Origin of the sequence: Fredinandcohnia quinoae (assembly GCF_022427965.1) — a bacterium.
Taxonomy (GTDB): domain Bacteria; phylum Bacillota; class Bacilli; order Bacillales; family Bacillaceae_L; genus Ferdinandcohnia; species Ferdinandcohnia quinoae.
Genome location: NZ_JAKTTI010000010.1, coordinates 61296 through 80789 on the forward strand (window position 1 = coordinate 61296; position 19494 = coordinate 80789).

At 36.3% G+C, this 19494-nt stretch carries 18 protein-coding genes, 1 riboswitch and 1 other annotated feature; of the genes, 11 read left to right on the top strand and 7 right to left on the bottom strand.

The window, feature by feature from the left end; genetic code table 11:
* Positions 1-5: 5 nt before the first annotated feature.
* On the bottom strand, positions 6-296 hold the full coding sequence (locus MJG50_RS08660) for a DUF2087 domain-containing protein (protein WP_240254791.1): 291 nt from the start codon (positions 294-296) through the stop codon (positions 6-8).
* Positions 297-431: 135 nt separating this feature from the next.
* On the opposite strand from MJG50_RS08660, the gene MJG50_RS08665 reads away from it, so the two are divergent.
* Together MJG50_RS08665 and brnQ are read left to right on the top strand one after the other, a co-directional pair.
* On the top strand, positions 432-1481 hold the full coding sequence (locus MJG50_RS08665) for a M42 family metallopeptidase (RefSeq protein ID WP_240254793.1): 1050 nt from the start codon (positions 432-434) through the stop codon (positions 1479-1481).
* Between the two features lie 312 nt (positions 1482-1793).
* Positions 1794-3134, top strand: a complete 1341-nt coding sequence (gene brnQ, locus MJG50_RS08670; RefSeq protein WP_240254795.1) for a branched-chain amino acid transport system II carrier protein — start codon at positions 1794-1796, stop codon at positions 3132-3134.
* 552 nt (positions 3135-3686) lie between these two features.
* Here the strand turns inward: brnQ and leuS are convergent.
* Positions 3687-6101, bottom strand: a complete 2415-nt coding sequence (gene leuS / locus MJG50_RS08675; RefSeq protein WP_240254797.1) for a leucine--tRNA ligase — start codon at positions 6099-6101, stop codon at positions 3687-3689.
* 60 nt (positions 6102-6161) lie between these two features.
* Positions 6162-6399: a binding site (T-box leader), on the bottom strand.
* A 646-nt stretch (positions 6400-7045) separates the two neighbouring features.
* Here leuS and MJG50_RS08680 point away from each other — a divergent pair.
* The 5 genes from MJG50_RS08680 to MJG50_RS08700 all read left to right on the top strand — a co-directional run bounded on the left by MJG50_RS08680 (position 7046) and on the right by MJG50_RS08700 (position 11763).
* Positions 7046-8104: a multicopper oxidase domain-containing protein gene (locus MJG50_RS08680; protein WP_240254799.1), complete on the top strand. Its 1059-nt coding sequence runs from the start codon at positions 7046-7048 to the stop codon at positions 8102-8104.
* A gap of 206 nt (positions 8105-8310) precedes the next feature.
* The gene (locus MJG50_RS08685; RefSeq protein ID WP_240254801.1) at positions 8311-9630 is read left to right on the top strand and encodes a right-handed parallel beta-helix repeat-containing protein; all 1320 of its coding nucleotides are present in this window, start codon (positions 8311-8313) and stop codon (positions 9628-9630) included.
* Positions 9620-10093 (top strand): nitrous oxide reductase accessory protein NosL, encoded by a 474-nt coding sequence (locus MJG50_RS08690; RefSeq protein WP_240254803.1) that lies wholly within the window; start codon positions 9620-9622, stop codon positions 10091-10093. Before MJG50_RS08685 ends, MJG50_RS08690 begins: the two co-directional genes overlap by 11 nt.
* A 21-nt stretch (positions 10094-10114) precedes the next feature.
* Entirely contained in the window at positions 10115-11056 is a 942-nt protein-coding gene (locus MJG50_RS08695) for an ABC transporter permease subunit (protein WP_240254805.1), read from the top strand.
* A gap of 5 nt (positions 11057-11061) precedes the next feature.
* Positions 11062-11763, top strand: a complete 702-nt coding sequence (locus MJG50_RS08700) for an ABC transporter ATP-binding protein (protein ID WP_240254807.1) — start codon at positions 11062-11064, stop codon at positions 11761-11763.
* A 40-nt stretch (positions 11764-11803) separates the two neighbouring features.
* On the opposite strand, the gene MJG50_RS08705 is transcribed toward MJG50_RS08700, so the two are convergent.
* From MJG50_RS08705 to MJG50_RS08715, 3 genes are all read right to left on the bottom strand, one after another.
* Positions 11804-12991, bottom strand: a complete 1188-nt coding sequence (locus MJG50_RS08705; protein WP_240254809.1) for an MDR family MFS transporter — start codon at positions 12989-12991, stop codon at positions 11804-11806.
* A gap of 144 nt (positions 12992-13135) precedes the next feature.
* Positions 13136-13297 carry a glycogen biosynthesis protein GlgD gene (locus tag MJG50_RS08710; RefSeq protein ID WP_240254811.1) on the bottom strand — a complete coding sequence of 54 codons (162 nt, stop codon included), beginning with the start codon at positions 13295-13297 and terminating at the stop codon, positions 13136-13138.
* An 11-nt stretch (positions 13298-13308) separates the two neighbouring features.
* The gene (locus tag MJG50_RS08715; RefSeq protein ID WP_240254813.1) at positions 13309-13593 is read right to left on the bottom strand and encodes a YtzC family protein; all 285 of its coding nucleotides are present in this window, start codon (positions 13591-13593) and stop codon (positions 13309-13311) included.
* A gap of 222 nt (positions 13594-13815) precedes the next feature.
* Between MJG50_RS08715 and mnmL the strand changes: the two genes are divergently transcribed.
* Entirely contained in the window at positions 13816-14778 is a 963-nt protein-coding gene (gene mnmL / locus MJG50_RS08720; RefSeq protein ID WP_240254815.1) for a tRNA modification radical SAM protein MnmL/YtqA, read from the top strand.
* The gene (mnmM, locus tag MJG50_RS08725) at positions 14775-15347 is read left to right on the top strand and encodes a tRNA 5-(aminomethyl)-2-thiouridylate-methyltransferase MnmM (RefSeq protein ID WP_240254817.1); all 573 of its coding nucleotides are present in this window, start codon (positions 14775-14777) and stop codon (positions 15345-15347) included. Before mnmL ends, mnmM begins: the two co-directional genes overlap by 4 nt.
* A 28-nt stretch (positions 15348-15375) precedes the next feature.
* Here the strand turns inward: mnmM and MJG50_RS08730 are convergent, their stop codons facing one another.
* The gene (locus MJG50_RS08730; RefSeq protein WP_240254894.1) at positions 15376-16443 is read right to left on the bottom strand and encodes a tetraprenyl-beta-curcumene synthase family protein; all 1068 of its coding nucleotides are present in this window, start codon (positions 16441-16443) and stop codon (positions 15376-15378) included.
* Positions 16444-16530: 87 nt separating this feature from the next.
* Between MJG50_RS08730 and MJG50_RS08735 the strand changes: the two genes are divergently transcribed.
* Both MJG50_RS08735 and MJG50_RS08740 read left to right on the top strand, forming a co-directional pair.
* Positions 16531-17043, top strand: coding sequence for a gamma carbonic anhydrase (locus tag MJG50_RS08735; protein WP_240254819.1), 513 nt, complete (start codon positions 16531-16533; stop codon positions 17041-17043).
* A 146-nt stretch (positions 17044-17189) separates the two neighbouring features.
* A complete protein-coding gene (locus tag MJG50_RS08740) occupies positions 17190-17627 on the top strand; it encodes a hypothetical protein (protein WP_240254821.1) in 438 nt (145 codons plus the stop codon).
* A gap of 76 nt (positions 17628-17703) precedes the next feature.
* Here MJG50_RS08740 and metK read toward each other — a convergent pair whose 3' ends face one another.
* Entirely contained in the window at positions 17704-18903 is a 1200-nt protein-coding gene (metK, locus tag MJG50_RS08745) for a methionine adenosyltransferase (protein ID WP_240254823.1), read from the bottom strand.
* A gap of 235 nt (positions 18904-19138) precedes the next feature.
* Positions 19139-19312: riboswitch (SAM riboswitch) on the bottom strand.
* Positions 19313-19494: the final 182 nt, after the last annotated feature.

Here is a 19494-nt window from a genome sequence, read left to right on the forward strand (position 1 = left end):
TTCAATTAGTTCACCCAGTACTGACTACAATCTTTGCTACGATTCATGAATCCATACACAATTAAATATCTTCGTAATGATGCGTGGTCTTCATGGATTTCTTTTAAAATGTCCTTCACTTCTTCTTCTGAATACAGATGATTCTTTTTAAAACTAGTCGCAACGATATGTTCCAATAAAATTAATTTCCGCTTTTCTTTACTTGGAATTTGCTGGAGCCTTTTTCCACCTTTGAAAAAGTTTGTGATAACCTCATTCTTCTCTATTTCGCTAATAGTAGATATTTTTTGATTCATTTTACTTCACCTCTTAATTAGATATCTATCTAATTAGATATTAGTGAAATTACTTAATATTGTCAAACCTTATTCTAGAATTTTCAAAATGAAAAGAGTATGATAGTACTAGCCAAAATGAAAGGGGAAACTACATTGACATATCCGAATACTGATGAAACGATTCAACTAATTAAAGAACTAGTATCTATTCCTAGTCCATCTGGGAATACAAATGAAGTCATAACTTTTGTGGAAAAAATACTAACTAAAGCAAAAGTGGATACATATCGTAATCGTAAGGGTGGACTTATCGCAACCATCCCTGGAAAAGACAATCAAAAGCACCGCATGCTAACTGCTCATGTTGATACATTGGGTGCGATTGTAAAAGAAGTGAAATCAAATGGAAGATTGAAACTCGACCTAATTGGTGGGTTCAAATACAATTCAATTGAGGGTGAATATTGCCAAATTGAAACTACAGCTGGAAAAATGTACACTGGCACCATTTTAATGCATCAACAATCTGTCCATGTGTACAAAGATGCTGGAAAAGCTGAACGTAACCAAGATAATATGGAAGTACGGATTGATGAAAAGGTGAAAAATGCAGATGAGATACGTGCTCTAGGCATTGAAGTAGGAGATTTTGTCTCATTTGATCCACGAGTTCAAGTTACAGCTAACGGCTTTATCAAATCACGTCACCTTGATGACAAGGCAAGTGTTGGAATCCTCCTTCAATTAATCAAAAAAATTAAGGAAGAGAATATCGAGCTTCCATATACAACCCACTTCCTTATTTCTAATAATGAAGAAATCGGATATGGTGGTAATTCAAATATCACCCCTGAAACTGTAGAATACCTAGCTGTTGACATGGGTGCAATGGGTGATGGTCAATCTACTGACGAGTACACGGTATCGATTTGTGTGAAGGATGCGAGTGGCCCTTACCATTATGCCTTCCGTAAAAAACTAACTCAATTAGCTGAAAAGCATGAAATTGGCTATAAGCTTGATATTTATCCATATTACGGATCAGATGCTTCTGCTGCCATCCGTTCTGGTCATGATATCGTTCACGGATTAATTGGACCTGGCATTGATTCTTCCCATGCCTTTGAACGTACACATAAGGATTCAATCGATAATACAACGAAGCTTATTTATCATTATTTGCAGTCTGAGATGGTTGAATAATTTATCAAAGCTTGAGGACTTCAATGTAGTCCTCAGGCTTTTTTATTTGTTTAAATATGAAATCACTGTTTGTAACTGTAGGATGTAATAACCAGAAAAAGTTATATTAAACTAATTTTAACATTATTTTTTGCTAATATTTACATATAACTTTATTTTCAGAAAACTGTTGTTTTAACCTGGTACATATGTTATATTTTCAATACCAACAAATTAAACCATTTTATAAAGCTTTGATTTAAGTTGTCGGAATTATAAAATTATTATCTTTATATAATAAATGATATGTATTGGATTAACGGAGGTTTTATTATGTCATCTAGAGGATCATTTCCATTCATTGTTACTGTTGGCTTTATGTTGTTTGCATTATTCTTTGGTGCTGGAAACTTAATTTTTCCGGTTATGCTCGGACAAATGTCTGGTGAAAATGTTTGGGCAGCTAATGCTGGTTTTATCGTAACAGGTGTAGGCTTGCCACTACTGGGTATATTAGCATTAGGTTTTTCAGGAAAAAGTGATCTACAATCATTAGCAAGTCGCGTGCATCCTTTTTTCGGCCTTATCTTTACAGTGGCCCTTTACTTATCAATTGGCCCGCTATTCGCAATCCCGAGAACAGGAACTGTTTCTTATGAAATTGGAATCAAACCATTTATTGGTGAAACAAATAGTTTTCTACCCTTATTACTTTTCACGCTTATCTTTTTCGGAGTTACCTTATATTTTTCATTGAAATCTTCAAAACTAGTAGATATCATTGGAAAAATTTTAACGCCATTATTATTATTATTTATTGGGATTTTAATTATAACTGTGTTCATTCATCCAATCGGTGACATTCAGGCACCTTCAGAAGGTTATCAGAATCATTCATTTTTTAAAGGGTTCCAAGAGGGGTATTTAACGATGGATGCACTAGCTGCATTTGTCTTCGGTATTATTATCATCAATACAATTAAGGAAAAAGGTGCTTCTACTAGAAAGCAAATTTTGGGATTTAGTATGAAAGTTGCATTAATTGCTGCCGCTCTTCTCGCAATTATTTACACTTCGCTTGCATATTTAGGTGCAACAAGTGTTGAAGGGCTTGGACAACTTGAAAATGGAGGAGCCATTCTAGCAGGAACATCTAGTTATTATTTTGGAGCCTTTGGAAAGGTACTGCTAGCATTTATTGTAATGGCCGCATGTTTAACAACTAGTATCGGGTTAATTACAGCATGTTCATCATACTTTAATAAAATTGTTCCAAGTGTTTCTTATAAAAAATGGGCTATCGTATTTACTGTATTCAGTGCTATAATTGCAAACTTTGGTTTATCAACATTAATTGAAATATCAGTTCCTGTACTAGTTACACTCTATCCAGTAGCGATTTGTTTAATGTTCTTAACATTTTTACACCCTCTTTTTAAAGGGAGAAGCGAAATTTATCAAGGAAGTATCCTATTTACTTTTATAATTAGCTTATTTGATGGATTACAAGCTGCAGGCATTCAAATTAATGTAATCAATGATCTTTTTTCCACAATTCTACCTTGGTATTCGGTTGGATTAGGATGGATTGTACCCGCTATTGTTGGCGGATTGGTAGGTTTCTTACTAATGATGATTAAAAAATGGGGTTTTAGTTTTTCAACAGTTGAGTAAAATTAATAGTAATAGGGCGTTTCTTCAAATAAATTTGAAGAAACGCTTTTTTTAGTTGAAAAATATTGGCTTTCCGTTTGTTTTGAGAGTCGTAATAGATATGATTTTGCGAATATGCACGATGTTTTCGATATTTGCGCGTTCAATAAGATATATGCGCGCTCATTGGCATATTTGCACGTTCCACAAGATATTTGCACGCCCCTAAAGATATATGCGCGCTCCCCCAGATATTTGCACGATACGCAAAATATTTGCGCGTTCATTGGCATATTTACTCGCCCCTCGAGATATATGTGCGCCCCTCAAGATATATGCGCGCTCCCCAGATATTTGCACGATACACAAAATATTTGCTCGCTACACAAAATATTTGCACGTTCCTCAGAATATATACGTTCTCCCCCAGTTAACTTCACGCCACTCAAAATAGATGAGCGTTGCGCTCGAAATTCACTTGCTACGTATACAATATTCACGATACCACGTTCCGAAAGTCTTCATAAAAAATACCCCTCACATCTCATATGAGGGGCATAAAACACACAATCCTTAGTTCGCTACAATATTCACTAGCTTACCTGGAACTGCGATAACCTTTCGAACGGTTTTACCTTCGATTTGACCTTTAACTAGGTCATCTCCCATTGCAAGTTCTTCCAATGCTTCTCTTGTAGCATCTGCTGGGACATGTAGCTTCGTTTTTACTTTTCCATTCACTTGAATGACAATTTCAATTTCATCTTCAACTAATTTTGCTTCATCAAATGCTGGCCATGCAGCGTATGCGATTGATTCGGAATGACCAAGTTTTTCCCAAAGCTCTTCAGCCAAGTGTGGTGCAACTGGAGCCAGTAACTTCACAAAGCCTTCAACAAAAGCCTTAGGTAATTCATCAGCTTTATTCGCTTCATTGATGAATACCATTAATTGCGAAATCGCAGTATTAAAACGAAGACCTTCATAATCCTCAGTTACCTTTTTCACTGTTTGATGGTAGACACGCTCAAGTGAAGCATTTTCCGCATTTGAGATTTTTGAATGTATGCCTTCTTTTTCATCCACAAACAGACGCCATACTCGATCAAGGAAACGACGAGATCCGTCCAATCCATTTGTTGACCAAGCGATTGAAGCATCTAATGGACCCATGAACATTTCATATAGACGAAGTGTATCTGCACCATGTGTATGGATAATTTCATCAGGATTTACGACATTCCCTTTTGATTTACTCATTTTTTCATTATTTTCACCAAGAATCATCCCTTGGTTAAATAGCTTTTGGAATGGTTCTTTTGTAGTCACTACCCCGATATCGTATAATACCTTGTGCCAGAATCGAGCATATAGTAAGTGAAGTACCGCATGCTCTGCACCACCAATATATATATCAACTGGTAACCATTCTTTTAATTTTTCAGGGTCTGCTAATGCTTCGTGATTATCTGGATCAATATAGCGTAAATAATACCAGCAGCTACCCGCCCATTGTGGCATGGTATTAGTTTCACGACGACCTTTTTTACCTGTTTTCTCATCAACAACATTTACCCATTCAGTAATATTAGCAAGTGGAGACTCACCTGTACCCGATGGTTTGATTTCAGTTGTTTTTGGAAGCATTAATGGAAGCTCTTCCTCAGGTAATGCGGTCATTGTGCCATCTTCCCAATGAATAATTGGAATTGGCTCACCCCAATATCGTTGACGACTGAATAGCCAATCACGTAGACGATAAGTGATTTGTTTCTCACCTCGCCCATTTTCCTCAAGCCATGCAATCATTTTAGTAATCGCTTCTTCTTTATCCAATCCATTTAAGAAGTCTGAGTTAACATGCTCGCCGTCTCCTGAATATGCCTCCTTGGAAACATCACCACCAGCAACGACCTCTTTGATTGGCAAATCAAACTTCTTAGCAAACTCCCAATCACGCTCATCGTGTGCTGGAACCGCCATAATCGCACCTGTTCCATAGCTCATTAAGACATAATCAGCGATCCAGATTGGCATTTTTTCTTGTGTAACAGGGTTGATTGCGTAAGCGCCTGTGAATACACCTGTTTTATCCTTTGCCAAATCCGTACGTTCAAGATCACTTTTGCTTTTAACTTTTTCTAGATAAGCATCAACCGCAGCCTTCTGTTCAGTAGTTGTTATTTTAGCAACAAATGGATGCTCTGGTGCTAAGACTGCATAGGTTGCACCAAATAATGTATCTGGACGAGTTGTGAATACAGTGAAGGTTTCATCATAATCTGCAATGGAGAATGTTACATGTGCACCTTCTGATCGACCAATCCAATTACGCTGCATTTCCTTTAAGCTTTCTGGCCAATCAAGCTCCTCTAAATCCTCAAGTAAACGATCAGCATATGCTGTAATTTTTAAAACCCATTGTCTCATTGGACGTCTTTCTACTGGATGACCTCCACGTTCACTTTTCCCATCAATAACCTCTTCATTAGCAAGTACTGTTCCAAGTGCTGGACACCAGTTAACAGCTACCTCATCAACGTATGCCAAGCCTTTTTCAAATAGCTTTGTAAAAATCCACTGTGTCCATTTATAGTAATGTGGGTCGGTTGTATTTACTTCACGATCCCAATCATATGAAAATCCAAGCTCTTTAATTTGTCTGCGGAATGTATTAATGTTTTTCTCGGTAAATTCAGCAGGATCATTACCTGTATCTAGCGCATATTGCTCTGCAGGTAAACCAAATGCATCCCAGCCTATTGGATGAAGTACATTATACCCTTGCATACGCTTCATTCGTGCTAAAATATCGGTTGCTGTATAGCCTTCTGGGTGACCTACATGGAGACCCGCTCCTGAAGGATAAGGAAACATGTCTAATGCATAGAATTTACGTTTTCCTTTATCTTCTGTTGTTTTAAATGTCTTATTTTTTTCCCAATGTTGCTGCCACTTTTTCTCGATTTGTTCATGATTGAAACTCATTAGACTTCCTCCTTAATTGATGTCGTTAATGTAAAAAGACAAAAAACCCCTCATCCCTGTAATAGGGACGAGAGGATATGTATAATCTTCCCGCGGTACCACCCACATTAGTGACAAATCTGTGCACTCACTTCATTGATCCTTAACGCGGATAGGCACGATAAGCACTAGTTTGCTAAAAGCAGTTCATGCTTATAACTCAAAGGCGAGTTCATGTACCAACTACGATTGACTTTCACCAGCCGTCAACTCTCTTGGACGTGTTACGTACACTACTACTCCTTTTCAACGTTCATTCATATTTCGTTATATTCTGTATTGTATAGAATTTAGCTAATTACTGCAAGTGAATTTGTAAAAATTGGGCTACTAAGATCAGAATCTCCATATTAATAAGAATTTAAACGTAATTATTAGCTAATACATTTTATATAAATGATCGTATCCGGCAAATTCCACACTCTATTGAGTATTGTTCGTCTTGATTATTTTATAGTCAATGCAATCATTATTACGGAGTTAACTTAATTCGGCGTTAGCATGCTTTTTTCGGCGTTACCGAACTTAATTCAGCGTTAGCAACCTTTTTTCGGCGTTACCGAACTTAATTCAGCGTTAGCAACCTTTTTTCGGCTTTACCAACTTTTTTCAGCATTAGCAACCTTCATTCGGCGTTACCACGCTAGACCCTGGCGTTGCCTTTGCTCCCCTCCCAGACAAAAGCATTTTCACCCAAATCTGTGAACAATATATGGCGAAAATCCGCTTTAGAATAGCGTTTCAACCCTTGTCACTATTAGTACCTTGTTAATATGCTCACTTTTTCACAAACTGTACATACTTTTGACCTAAAAGCGTGAAGTAAATCACACTTGGGCAGTTTGCAAAATCATACTATAAGGGTGTAAAAACGATTACCAATAAATATAGTGGAGGTCATTCAAATGAATAAAAAAATGAAATTATTATTAGCTTCTTTCGTTGGTACATCAATCGTTTTAGCTGGTTGTTCTAGTTCAAATTTATCAATTGAGAAAAAGGTAGAAGCCGAGACAAAAACAAGCACAAAAGGGGTGGAAGTGATTGCTCCACACAAAGATCTTAACCAAGCACCAATCCCACTAAAAATTGAGAGAGTTTCTGCAAATGAAGTAAACGTAGAAATGACAGCACAGATTACTGACATCGAAATAGATAAAGGGTATATGTACAAAGCATGGACATTTAACGGAGAAGCACCTGGACCAGTGGTGATTGTAAATGAAGGAGACACAATCAACTTCACATTAAAAAATATGGATCCAGCCATTCCACATAGCATGGACTTCCATGCAGTGCATGCTTCTCCGTCTAAGGATTTTGCAAACGTAGAGCCAGATGAAACTGGAACATTCTCTTACCCAGCGAATAACCCAGGAGTATTCATGTATCACTGTGGTACATCACCTGTTTTATCACATATTGCAAATGGAATGCACGGCACAATCATTGTAAAACCAAAGAATGGATACCCGACTGATAAGGAAATTGACAAGGAGTTCCTAATTATCCAAAACGAATGGTATAAGTACAATGACTTAGAAGATTTCACAAACGGAGTGCCTAGCCAAGTTGTATTCTCTACAAAAGCACTTAAAGATGGCGACAGAAATACAAATGGGGATACTTTTACATTAAAAGATGAGCCACTGTTAGCTAAAGTTGGGGACCGTGTTCGAATTTATGTAAATAATGTTGGACCAAATGAAGTTAGCTCTTTCCACGTAGTTGGTACAGTATTTGACGATGTGTATATCGATGGAAATCCGAATAACCATATGAAAGGCATGCAAACTGTATTATTACCTGCAAGTGGTGGCGCAGTTGTAGAATTCACAGTTACTCGAGAAGGCAGCTATTCAATTGTAACTCATCAATTCAATCACGCAACTAAAGGTGCAGTAGCAATTTTAAAAGTAACAGCAACAGGTGAAGATGACGGAAGTGCTGTTATGGGTCACTAAATCAAATGCGCCTTGGCGTATTTGCCGCCCAGATTTTTTCGAGCTTGCTCGAAAAGCTTCCTTTAAAAATCTGAGGCATCCGCCGGAGGCTTTAACTTTATTCAGCGGGGTTTGAACCCTCGTTGAATAAAGTTAACAAAACTGAGAACAAATGGGGTGAGGATATGAGGGGAAAAGTTTTACTCTTTCTCCTCCTCTTTTTATGTTTGGGCAGTCAGCTCGTCCATGGAGAACAACTACAATCTGTTTCATCTTTTGATGAATTAGTAGAAAGAATTGTTACTGCACAGCCAGGCGAAACGATTACCCTTGAAGCAGGAGAATATCATGGTCAGCTTTTAATCAATAAAGAAATCACATTACAAGGAAAGGATGGTACTCATATCATCGGACCATCATCCGGATATCCCATCATCATTGAAGCTGAAAATGTAACGATAAAAAACCTTCATATTGAAGGTGGTGGAACCCAAAATGCTGGTATTTATATTAAGTCTAATCGGAATAAAATTATCAATAATTCGTTCAAAAATGTCTTTCATGGGATATATATTAAGGATGGTTACGGGAACGAGATTGCGAACAATACAATTACAAGTTTCAGTAAGGATGTTCACAAAGGATTTGGAATTTATTTAGTAAATGCACCACAGACAAAGATCTCCAATAATTATTTGTATGATTTACAAGATGGAATATACGTTTCTTATTCAGACTATGGAGAAGTTACAAATAATCTAATTGAAAATGCTAGATATGGGATTCACACAATGGATTCAAAAAACGTTGTTATTTCGAAAAATGAAGTAAGGAAAAGTCATAATGGTTTAATGATTATGCAAAGCTCTGATTTATTCATCACGGAAAACATTCTTCATATGAATACAACCATTGATGGTGCCGGGATGTTCATATATGACACCTTTGATTCAGTAATTAAAGTAAACGTTATGAAAGGGAATTTCAAAGGAATCTTCTTTGAAAATGCACAACGAAATACGGTTGAATTTAATACTTTTCAACAAAATGATATCGGTTTTGACCTTGGAAAAGCATCAAAATCCAATCTCATTTATTTAAATAATTTTAATAAAAATACGAAACAAATCATTTCTGCTTCAGGTAACAAAAATCTATTTAGCCGAGATGGCTATGGAAACTATTGGGATGATCAGCGTTCAATTAATTTAAATGGTGATGAATTTATTGACTTTCCATATAAAAGTGGGGACATCTTTTTTAACATGACAAATAAAGAACCATTGTTGCAAGTATTTTTCCAAAGTCCTGCTGTCTATCTTTGGAATAAAATTGAACAATTCACCCCTATTCCGGCTGATCATTTCATTATTGATGAGCATACACTTGTTTCACCAGCACCCATAAAGCTTGATTTTCTTAATTCAACTAATGACAGAAAAAGTAAAACTTCACATAGTCTTCTTCAAATCTTATTTTTCAGTTCAATCGTATGCTTTAGTGGATTCTTACTTTGGAAAACGAGGAGGAAAAAAAGTGAAAACTAAAATTGTACTATTATCAATCGTTATTTTTATTCTAGGGGCATGCGGGGCTAAAAACTACGAGCCAGTCGCAATTAATCTTGATTCTGATACATGTGATACATGTAATATGGGTATTCAAAATGAACAAGCCTCTGCTCAAATTATTAAAGAGGATGGGACACCGATGAAATTTGATGATATCGGTTGTTTAATCACATATTTACAAGAGAAAGATGGAAAAATCGCTGAAGCATATGTCCATGATCATAACTCAAAAAAATGGATTGATATGGAGTCAAGCTATTTTATACATTCAATTGAAATTGATACCCCAATGAGTTATGGAATCATTGCATTCGAATCTGAGCAAGATGCAAAAGATTGGCAACAGGAAAATCGCGGAGATCTTTATACGAAAGATCATCTTCTACAAGTAAATATGAAGGATTTTAAAAAGGATATGAATAAATCCCATGGTCATTAAAATGTAAATGGAGGAGACGAAATGAGGATTACAGTTCTATTTAAAATGATTTATTATGAGCTTGTCCTTTTACTTCGAAGTAAATGGTTGCTTAGTTTTACTATTTTATTCATGCTGCTTGCGGGACTATTATATTTTTATGGTATACAATCACTTCAGTCAAATCCTTCGGAAGTGGCTTATGGGCTTGAATCAGGGACGTCAATCAATACTTCTGGGAAAGATCCCTCTCTTTTCGGTGTGGAAGCAATCGAGAAAACAACATCTAAAGAGGATCTACAGGCTGGTTATAACCGAGCAATTGCAATGCTTATGAATTTAGCTTTATGGATTCTCCCTATCATCTGTTTAATCCTTGGTGTAACATCCATTGTTGCTGACAAGGAAAGTGGCAGGCTGACCTTATATAAAACCTACAATACTCCATTCACGTATTATGTAGTCAGTAAATTTGCTGCTTTAACCTTATCCTTATCGATTGCTCTAGGGTTATCATATGGACTTGCAGGGCTTGTACTAGCACTTTTAGGTCATTCATTCTCAGCAAGTATTTATATCGTTTTTATTGCTCTTCATTTTTTATTAATTATTGTCTTTACCGGTGCAGCTCTGATGATTGGGTCTATTAGTACAACACGAATGCAAGGCTTATCATTCTCATTTTTCTTCTGGAGCTTTGTGTTATTTGTTTATGAATTTCTCATTTTTTCAGTCATCGATTTATTCCCATATGCATATAAGCTAAAAGGTCTCTTGACATTGATTTTATTAAATCCAATTGAATCAATTCGAGTTTGGTCGATTAATCATTTACATGCTGGATATATTTTCGGACCTGAATATTTAATCTTACAAGAGGGAAATAATTCAAGCTTACTCACATTGTATGTAGTCATTTCAATCCTCATCATTCTTGGGATAAATATTTTCCTTTCAAATCAGATTATGAAAAGGAAAGGGTGAAAATTATGATCGAACCAATTGTTAAGGTGGATTCTATATCAAAAAATTATAAGAAGAAAACCGTTCTCCACCCTTCAAGCTTTTCAATTTCAAAAGGGAGATGTGTTGTATTATGTGGTGGAAATGGCGCAGGCAAGAGTACCATTATTAAGCTACTCACTGGAATTGAAAAACCAACATCTGGTACAGTCACTTTTCATACAAAGGGTAAAAAGCTATTCGGATACATGCCAGACCAAATGGTTTTCCCTAGAGAACTGACACCGATTGAGATTTTAATGTATTATGGGAACTTTCTTGGTTGTGAGAGAGAAAAGATGAATGAAGTGATAAAAAAGGTCGGCCTCTGGGATGAACGGAATCAAAAGGTAGGTTCATTTTCAAAAGGAATGTCCCAAAGGGTTAATCTTGCTCAATGCTTACTTGCAGATGTGGATGTATATATTTTGGATGAGCCGACTAATGGGCTTGATCCTTACTGGGTCATAACCTTTAAACAAATTATCAAAGAGTTAAAGGAAAAAGGTAAAACTGTAATTTTAAGTAGTCATATTATGCGAGATATTGCTGAAATTGCGGATGATATTATTCTTTTATTCAGGGGAAAAGTATGTGGTGAAGGACATTTAGAAGAATTATACGAAAAATTCTCGTGTACAAGTCTAGAAGAGATTTTCCTATCTCTTCATCAACAACACATCTCATAAACAAAAGAGGCAACCAGTTTATTATTCTGGTTGCCTCTATTTATGCACTTATTACGATTTCCTCTTGTTTATGTTTAATTTTCCTATCATATATTATCGTTGTAAAAATCGATACTACTAATAACAAAGCTAATACGGTGAATAGTACGCTCATACCATATAGATCGACAAGTATTCCACCTAAAAGTGGTCCAATCATTCTTCCACCTGTTGCAGTGCTATTAACGATCCCTTGATAAAACCCTTCTCTTCCCTTAGGTGCCAGATCATTAGCAATCGTCGGTACGGCTGGCCATACAAACATCTCCCCGATTGTTAAGATAACCATCGCTACTAAAAAGCCTTGAAAAGAGCTTGCATTCGAAACAACAATAAATGAAAAAATAAAGATAAGAATACCGATTATAATTTGCTTTTTTAATGACTTCGCTATGATCTTAACCACTAAATTAGTTACTGGTTGCGCCAGTACAATTAATCCACCATTAATTGTCCATAATAGACTATATTGTTTCAAGCTTATTCCGATATCTTGTGTATAGCTAGAAATAGTAGCTTGCCATTGTACATAAGCTACCCAGCATAATAAATAACCGATAGATAAAATTAATAATGCATTCAGCTTCGATCGGTTTTTAACGACCTTTGATTGCTCAAGAATACTTGATTGACCTGCTTTTTCAGCATGCAATCCGCGATATCCCAATAATGCAAGGAAAAAAAATAAAACATACATAATTGCATTTGCGATAAAGATGTAGTCAAAAGAGTATGATGCGACAAATCCAGCTAGAGCTGAACCGATAGCTACCCCCATATTTTGAGCAATATAAACCGCATTGAATGCTTTTCTTCCACCTTCCGGCCATACAGATCCAGCTAAAGCAAACATAGATGGTACAATAATTCCTGATCCAAAACCAACTATCGTTAGTAAGATTACGTAATGAGGCCAACCGTGATAAAAAACGAGTCCAATAATCGCCACGAGTGTTACCGCTACACCTGCAATAATCGATTTGTAGCCACCGATTTTATCAAAAAGTGTTCCACCAAATAAATTCCCAATAACAGTTGCACCTGCATTGAGCATTAGTACAAGACCTGCTACTGAAAGTGATTTTCCAAGATGATCGTGAATATATATCGTGTTTAATGGCCATAAAAAAGATGACCCTGTCACATTAATAATCATACCAATTATGATTAACCAAAGCGCACGAGGCATATGTATACCCCCTTTACATGATAAAATTTCGATTTCCAAAATATAATTTTATTCCTTTCCATACGTTATATCAATTTAAAAAAGTATTCCGATAAATGGACATTTAAAAACGACAAGTGACCTGCACTTGTCGTTTTTATGACATTATTCGGTTCGTTGCTTCGATTTGATCGGTTGACCCTTTTCTAAGTATTTCTGTTTGGCTATTTTTTTAGGATCATCGTCAGTACCGAGCTCAATATCATTGTTGTTGATGCCATTTTTTGTTTTTTGCTCAGGATTATTCTGATCTGAACGTTTTTTCATAACTCCATCCCCTATAATTTATATTCTTGGATTATATTTTCATCTAAGGTCATATCATTTTGAAGCTGTTGTAATTGCAGTCTCATTCTATGGAGTTGTTCACGTTGCTGACCATTACAGCTCTGTGCAAGCTTGGCAAGATCAATTGTTGCTTCCTCTAATTGCATTTGAGCATCAGTATACTCTGTCGTGTTATAATGCTCCTGTTGTCTTGCAGTTGTGATTTGTTCTTGTCCATAACGAAGTACATCCTCACATCGCTGTAAAAACTCTTCAACCGATTGTCGAGTGGCCATTCTATTCCCCTCCTGTTTAAATGCATCAATCGAGAAGTCATCACTTTCTCTTCTATAGTTTGTTCATCCTGACATTCTTCTATCAGAAATCTTTTGCCAATTTTACTACATGTGTTACATATCATTGAGTATTGGAATTATCTCGTGATACAATTTTAAGATAGTGCCTTCGGTAGTTTATTTACTCAATGGCTCACTTGATATAGGTTAGGAGAGAAATATATGTCTCAGGAAAAAGCATTCCCTTATGCAACAGATGATAAACGATACCATACTTGGAATTATCATCTACGGCAAACCTTTGGTCATAAAGTGTTTAAAGTCGCTCTAGATGGAGGTTTTGATTGTCCAAATCGGGATGGTACAGTTGCACATGGGGGTTGTACATTTTGTAGTGTTTCTGGTTCAGGAGATTTTGCCGGTGACCGTGCTGATGATCTGGTAACGCAATTTCATACGATTAAAAATAAAATGCATGAGAAATGGAAGGATGGCAAGTACTTAGCCTATTTTCAGGCATATACCAATACACATGCACCTGTAGAAGTGCTACGTGAAAGATTTGAATCTGTTTTAAACCAGGAAGGCGTTGTCGGTTTATCTATCGCGACCCGCCCTGATTGTCTTCCTGATGATGTAGTTGAATATTTAGCTGAATTAAACGAACGAACTTATTTGTGGGTAGAGCTTGGATTACAAACCGTTCATGAAAAAACGGCAAATTTAATTAACCGTGCCCATGATTTTCAATGCTATATAGATGGAGTTAACAAACTTAGAAAGCATGGAATTCGTATTTGTTCGCATATTATTAATGGCCTACCCGGAGAAACCCCCGAAATGATGATGGAAACAGCTCGTGAAGTTGCAAAACTTGATGTGCAAGGGATTAAAATCCATCTCCTTCATCTATTAAAAGGGACAGCAATGGTTAAGCAATATGAAAAAGGTCTCCTTGAATTTCTGTCCTTTGACGACTATGTAGGCTTAGTTTGTGATCAATTAGAAATTTTACCCCCTGAAATGATTGTTCATCGAATTACTGGTGATGGTCCAATCGATTTAATGATTGGCCCAATGTGGAGTGTGAATAAATGGGAGGTCTTGAATACTATTGATGCTGAATTAAAGCGTCGTAATAGCTTTCAAGGGAAATTCCACTTAAAGGTTGCTGAAAATATATGAAGTTAGACCGAATTTTACCTTATTCAAGAAAATTATTAGAATTAGCCATTAATGAAAATGATATAGCTGTTGATGCTACTGTAGGAAATGGTCATGATACAGTATTGCTAGCAAATTTAGTCGGGGAAAATGGTCATGTGTTTGGTTTTGACATTCAGGAAAGTGCGATTGAAAATACTACTTTCCGTTTAAAAGAAAATCAAGTAGCTCATCGTGTTACCTTAGTCAACCAAAGTCATGACCAAATTAAAAACACTATACCTCTTCATTTTCACGGTAAAATTTCAGCTGCTATTTTTAATCTCGGATATTTACCAGGTGGAAATAAAGATATCGTTACGAAGCCTCAGTCAACAATACATGCAATCGAACAATTGCTTGAAATTATGTCACCAGAAGGGATTATCGTATTAGTCATTTACCACGGTCACGAGCAAGGGGAAATCGAACGAGATCAATTACTTGAATATACATCAAATATTGACCAAAAAGTTGCACATGTCTTAACCTACCGTTTTACAAATCAGATGAATAATCCACCATTCATCATAGCAATTGAAAAGAGATAGAGCGATATAAAATTGCTCTATCTCTTTTTCAACTTAATGTCCCTTGTAGTTTCCGATAGGCTCGTCCATTGATATAAAAGAAGTATGAGGTTTTCCCACCTAATTTGATGATCTTTTTAGCCACCTTAAGAACACTTCGTTGGCTTCTAACCTTTTCATCTGATAGATACAATCCTAAAAGCCCTCTGTTTATAAGGCGATGAAATTTTTCATTTGGTAGACCGGAAGTATGACGATCAGCTTCTAATACAAAATGCTTTAAACGACTCAACATTTGATTTTCATGTTGGTAATAAAAGCAGAAGTTTAAATCTCCGCCTTCTCGATCCTCCTCCTGATCAATAAAATAATCAAGAAGAATATGTAATCCTTGGATATATGGGAAATATCCCTCACGAATTTTAACTGCCATCTCCTCTTGAAAATCATCATTGAATGCATATGCAACTAAGCAAAATATTCCTAATGTAGACCCTGAACATGCGGAAAACTCATACCACTCCATTTGAGGTAGATTATCTTGATGGGTTTGATACCATTTTTCTAGACGCGGCACACGTTCTTCTACCTGAACATGCTTATGTACCTGCAAATCACAATAATATCCTGCTAACTCCTGCAAATAACTCGCTATTTTAGCGTAATGTTTTACATCGTTTAATACATTTTGACATGTATGAATGAGGTCAGTTAAATAACCTCCGTCATCCTGTTCCTCTCGATATTGATAATAATTCTTTGTTTCCTTACCAGGTGTCAGTGCATCTGGCATCGAATCATGTAAAAAGCGAAAATCAACTGGATCCATTGAAGTACTTCGATCGCATAAATTATCTAAATAATCACTTATCGTTTGATAGGCAACAATAAATCGTATACACTGCTCTATTTTATTCTCTGATAGAAGTGCGAGAATAGAACCGCCTTCACAGTGGAAAGTTTTTGTTTTTATACTAGCCAATGCTTGCTTACGGAGTTCTTCATTTGGAATCGATTCAGCCTTTTCCTTCCAATAAGATAATTCTTTATGAACGAGTGGAAAGACGTCTTTATATACCTTCTTCATTAATCCTATTGGATGTGTGGGTACCAAAATTTTCACCCCTTCGATAGTAAAGTTTGCTACACTTACCTTATATGATTTCCATGTATTTTTCAATTTATATGAAAGGAAATGACCTTCATGATTTATCCGTATAATGGTAAGTACCCTGAAATTGCTTCATCTGTTTTTCTTGCAGATTTTACAACAATTACAGGTGATGTAAAAATTGGCGAGGAAAGCAGTATTTGGTTTAATACTGTCATTCGTGGCGATGTCGCTCCAACAATTATAGGTAAAAGGGTTAATGTTCAAGATCATTCGATTTTGCATCAAAGCCCGAATAATCCACTCATTGTAGAGGATGACGTAACAATTGGGCATCAGGTTATTTTACATAGTTCAATTATTCGTAAGGATGCATTGATTGGTATGGGATCAATTGTACTTGATGGTGCTGAGATTGGAGAAGGTGCCTTTATTGGAGCTGGTAGCCTTGTTCCACAAGGTAAAAAGATTCCACCACATACTCTTGCTTTTGGCCGACCTGCTAAAGTCATCCGTGAATTGACTGAGGAAGATAAAGAAGACATGGCACGTATTCGACGAGAATACGTTGAAAAAGGACAGTATTATAAAAGTTTGCAGAAATAAAAAAATCTAATACCATTAATCCGCAAATTGTCCCCTGTCGATTAATATGAATGAAGTAGAACACCAGTAATGGGACACTTTTGGACAACACAAGCTGAATTTAGAACATGTAAATATTAAAAATGGGGGGGATTATTATTAAATCAGTGAAAATAATAAGTAGCATTGCTTTAATTATAATTGTTTTTTTTGTTGGATACATGACTGGAAAAGTAAACTATAATGAGCCTTCGCGGGAAATTAGAATTGGATATGATAACAAGGAAAACACTGGACAAATTGATATTGAAAAAGTTATTACAGATACAGAAAATCAAAGCTTTGTTGATAATTTTATCATGATATATCTTCATAAAAAGCAAATTTCATATACTAATCCAAATTTAGATAATCCAGATGTTTATATTATGGTAAATAGTCCTAAGCAGTCTACTGGCTTAATTGATTCCAGACTTTGGTTCACCAACGAAGGAGCCATTATTGGCGAGCGTTCAGGTGAAAGCTGGGACGAAGTAGATTATTTCGAAATCAATAATAATGATGCCGATTATATTAAAGAACAAATTGAATACGAAGAAAGATAGAACCTTCCTCACCATATGGGATTTAGTCTATACCATGCAAAAAGCTCACCATCCCTGGTGAGCTTTTCCGTTAACATTATTTCGTTGCTTGTTGCTTTAAAGTTTCTGCCTTGTCTGTACGTTCCCACGGAAGATCGACATCACTACGTCCGAAATGTCCGTAAGCAGCAGTTTGCTTATAAATTGGACGACGAAGGTCTAACATGTTAATAATTCCAGCTGGACGCAAGTCAAAATTCTCGCGCACTAGGTCTACTAATACTTCCTCTGAAACAGTTCCTGTTCCAAATGTATCAACTGAAATGGAAACAGGTTGTGCAACACCGATAGCATATGCAAGCTGAACCTCACATTTGTCTGCCAGGCCTGCAGCAACGATATTTTTTGCAACATAACGTGCAGCATATGCAGCTGAACGGTCAACTTTAGTAGGATCCTTACCTGAGAATGCGCCACCGCCATGGCGAGCATATCCGCCATATGTATCAACGATGATTTTACGACCTGTAAGACCTGCATCTCCTTGTGGTCCACCAATTACAAATCGGCCAGTAGGATTGATAAAATATTTTGTATTCTCGTCGATTAACTCTTGAGGAACAACAGGATTGATTACATGTTCCTTTAAGTTACGTTGAATTTGCTCCAATGAAATTTCAGGGTGATGTTGAGTAGAAATTACAATTGTATCAATTCGAACCGGCTTATCATTTTCATCATATTCAACTGTAACTTGAGTCTTACCATCAGGACGAAGATATGGTAGCACATCATCTTTGCGAACTCTGGTTAGACGACGAGCCAATTTATGTGCTAATGAAATCGGTAATGGCATAAGCTCAGTTGTTTCATTACAAGCATAGCCAAACATTAATCCTTGGTCACCTGCACCAATTGCCTCAATTTCATCATCTGTCATTTGGCCTTCACGCGCTTCTAATGCTTGGTCAACACCCATTGCGATATCAGCAGATTGCTCATCAATTGATGTTAAAACTGCACATGTTTCATAGTCGAAACCGAATTTTGCACGGGTATACCCGATACCTTTAATTGTTTCTCTTACAATTTTCGGAATATCTACATATGTAGAAGTTGTAATTTCTCCTGCAACTAGTACTAAACCAGTTGTTACTGAAGTTTCACATGCGACACGAGCATTTGCATCATTAGCTAAGATCGCATCTAAAATTGAGTCTGAAATTTGATCACAAATTTTATCCGGATGTCCTTCTGTTACAGATTCTGACGTAAATAAACGGCGTCTATTAGTCAAAAACGCTTCCTCCTTTTTTCTCAGATTTCGAAATAAAATTATTTCGATTCCCTGAATTCTTTTATGATACGGTACTCATTCCCTTACATTCCCTTAGTATTGTTAATTAAACTATTTTCTATAAGAGGATGTCCAAAAAGTTCGGTTTATCCTCCTTTTTGAACATTCTTTATAAAAGAAAAAAACCTCTCCCTCGTAATTCTGAGGAAAGGTTAATAGTCATTCTCGCCTTTCACTCTTATCGATCAAGGTCATGCCTTGCTCAGGTTAGCACCTTATCACTATCATTTAAATCCAAGTAATCAATACTTTTCCTCAAAAATCAAGGTACTAATAATTTACTTAAATTTAGATAGTAATGGTTGCCGGGTTTCATTGGGCCTGTCCCTCCGCCAGCTCGGGATAAGAGAGTATCCGTTCAATGAAATATGATAACGTAATAAAGCTTTCAGTGTCAACTGAATTGGGTAAATTAAATAGATAAGACTGTGACACTTTCTTCACAAATTTAGTCATTCTACCAATAGTATGTGTGCCGATGTATTAATTAAAAAATATTTGGTACTATTTATAAGTACGCAACGTAAAATA

Coding starts and splice junctions, on each gene's coding strand:
- MJG50_RS08735 (WP_240254819.1), top strand. CDS start 16,531: ATGATTTATCCGTATAATGGTAAGTACCCTGAAATTGCTTCATCTGTT.
- MJG50_RS08695 (WP_240254805.1), top strand. CDS start 10,115: ATGAGGATTACAGTTCTATTTAAAATGATTTATTATGAGCTTGTCCTT.
- MJG50_RS08710 (WP_240254811.1), bottom strand. CDS start 13,297: ATGAAAAAACGTTCAGATCAGAATAATCCTGAGCAAAAAACAAAAAAT.
- mnmL (WP_240254815.1), top strand. CDS start 13,816: ATGTCTCAGGAAAAAGCATTCCCTTATGCAACAGATGATAAACGATAC.
- MJG50_RS08660 (WP_240254791.1), bottom strand. CDS start 296: ATGAATCAAAAAATATCTACTATTAGCGAAATAGAGAAGAATGAGGTT.
- MJG50_RS08700 (WP_240254807.1), top strand. CDS start 11,062: ATGATCGAACCAATTGTTAAGGTGGATTCTATATCAAAAAATTATAAG.
- leuS (WP_240254797.1), bottom strand. CDS start 6,101: ATGAGTTTCAATCATGAACAAATCGAGAAAAAGTGGCAGCAACATTGG.
- mnmM (WP_240254817.1), top strand. CDS start 14,775: ATGAAGTTAGACCGAATTTTACCTTATTCAAGAAAATTATTAGAATTA.
- MJG50_RS08705 (WP_240254809.1), bottom strand. CDS start 12,991: ATGCCTCGTGCGCTTTGGTTAATCATAATTGGTATGATTATTAATGTG.
- MJG50_RS08715 (WP_240254813.1), bottom strand. CDS start 13,593: ATGGCCACTCGACAATCGGTTGAAGAGTTTTTACAGCGATGTGAGGAT.
- brnQ (WP_240254795.1), top strand. CDS start 1,794: ATGTCATCTAGAGGATCATTTCCATTCATTGTTACTGTTGGCTTTATG.
- MJG50_RS08680 (WP_240254799.1), top strand. CDS start 7,046: ATGAATAAAAAAATGAAATTATTATTAGCTTCTTTCGTTGGTACATCA.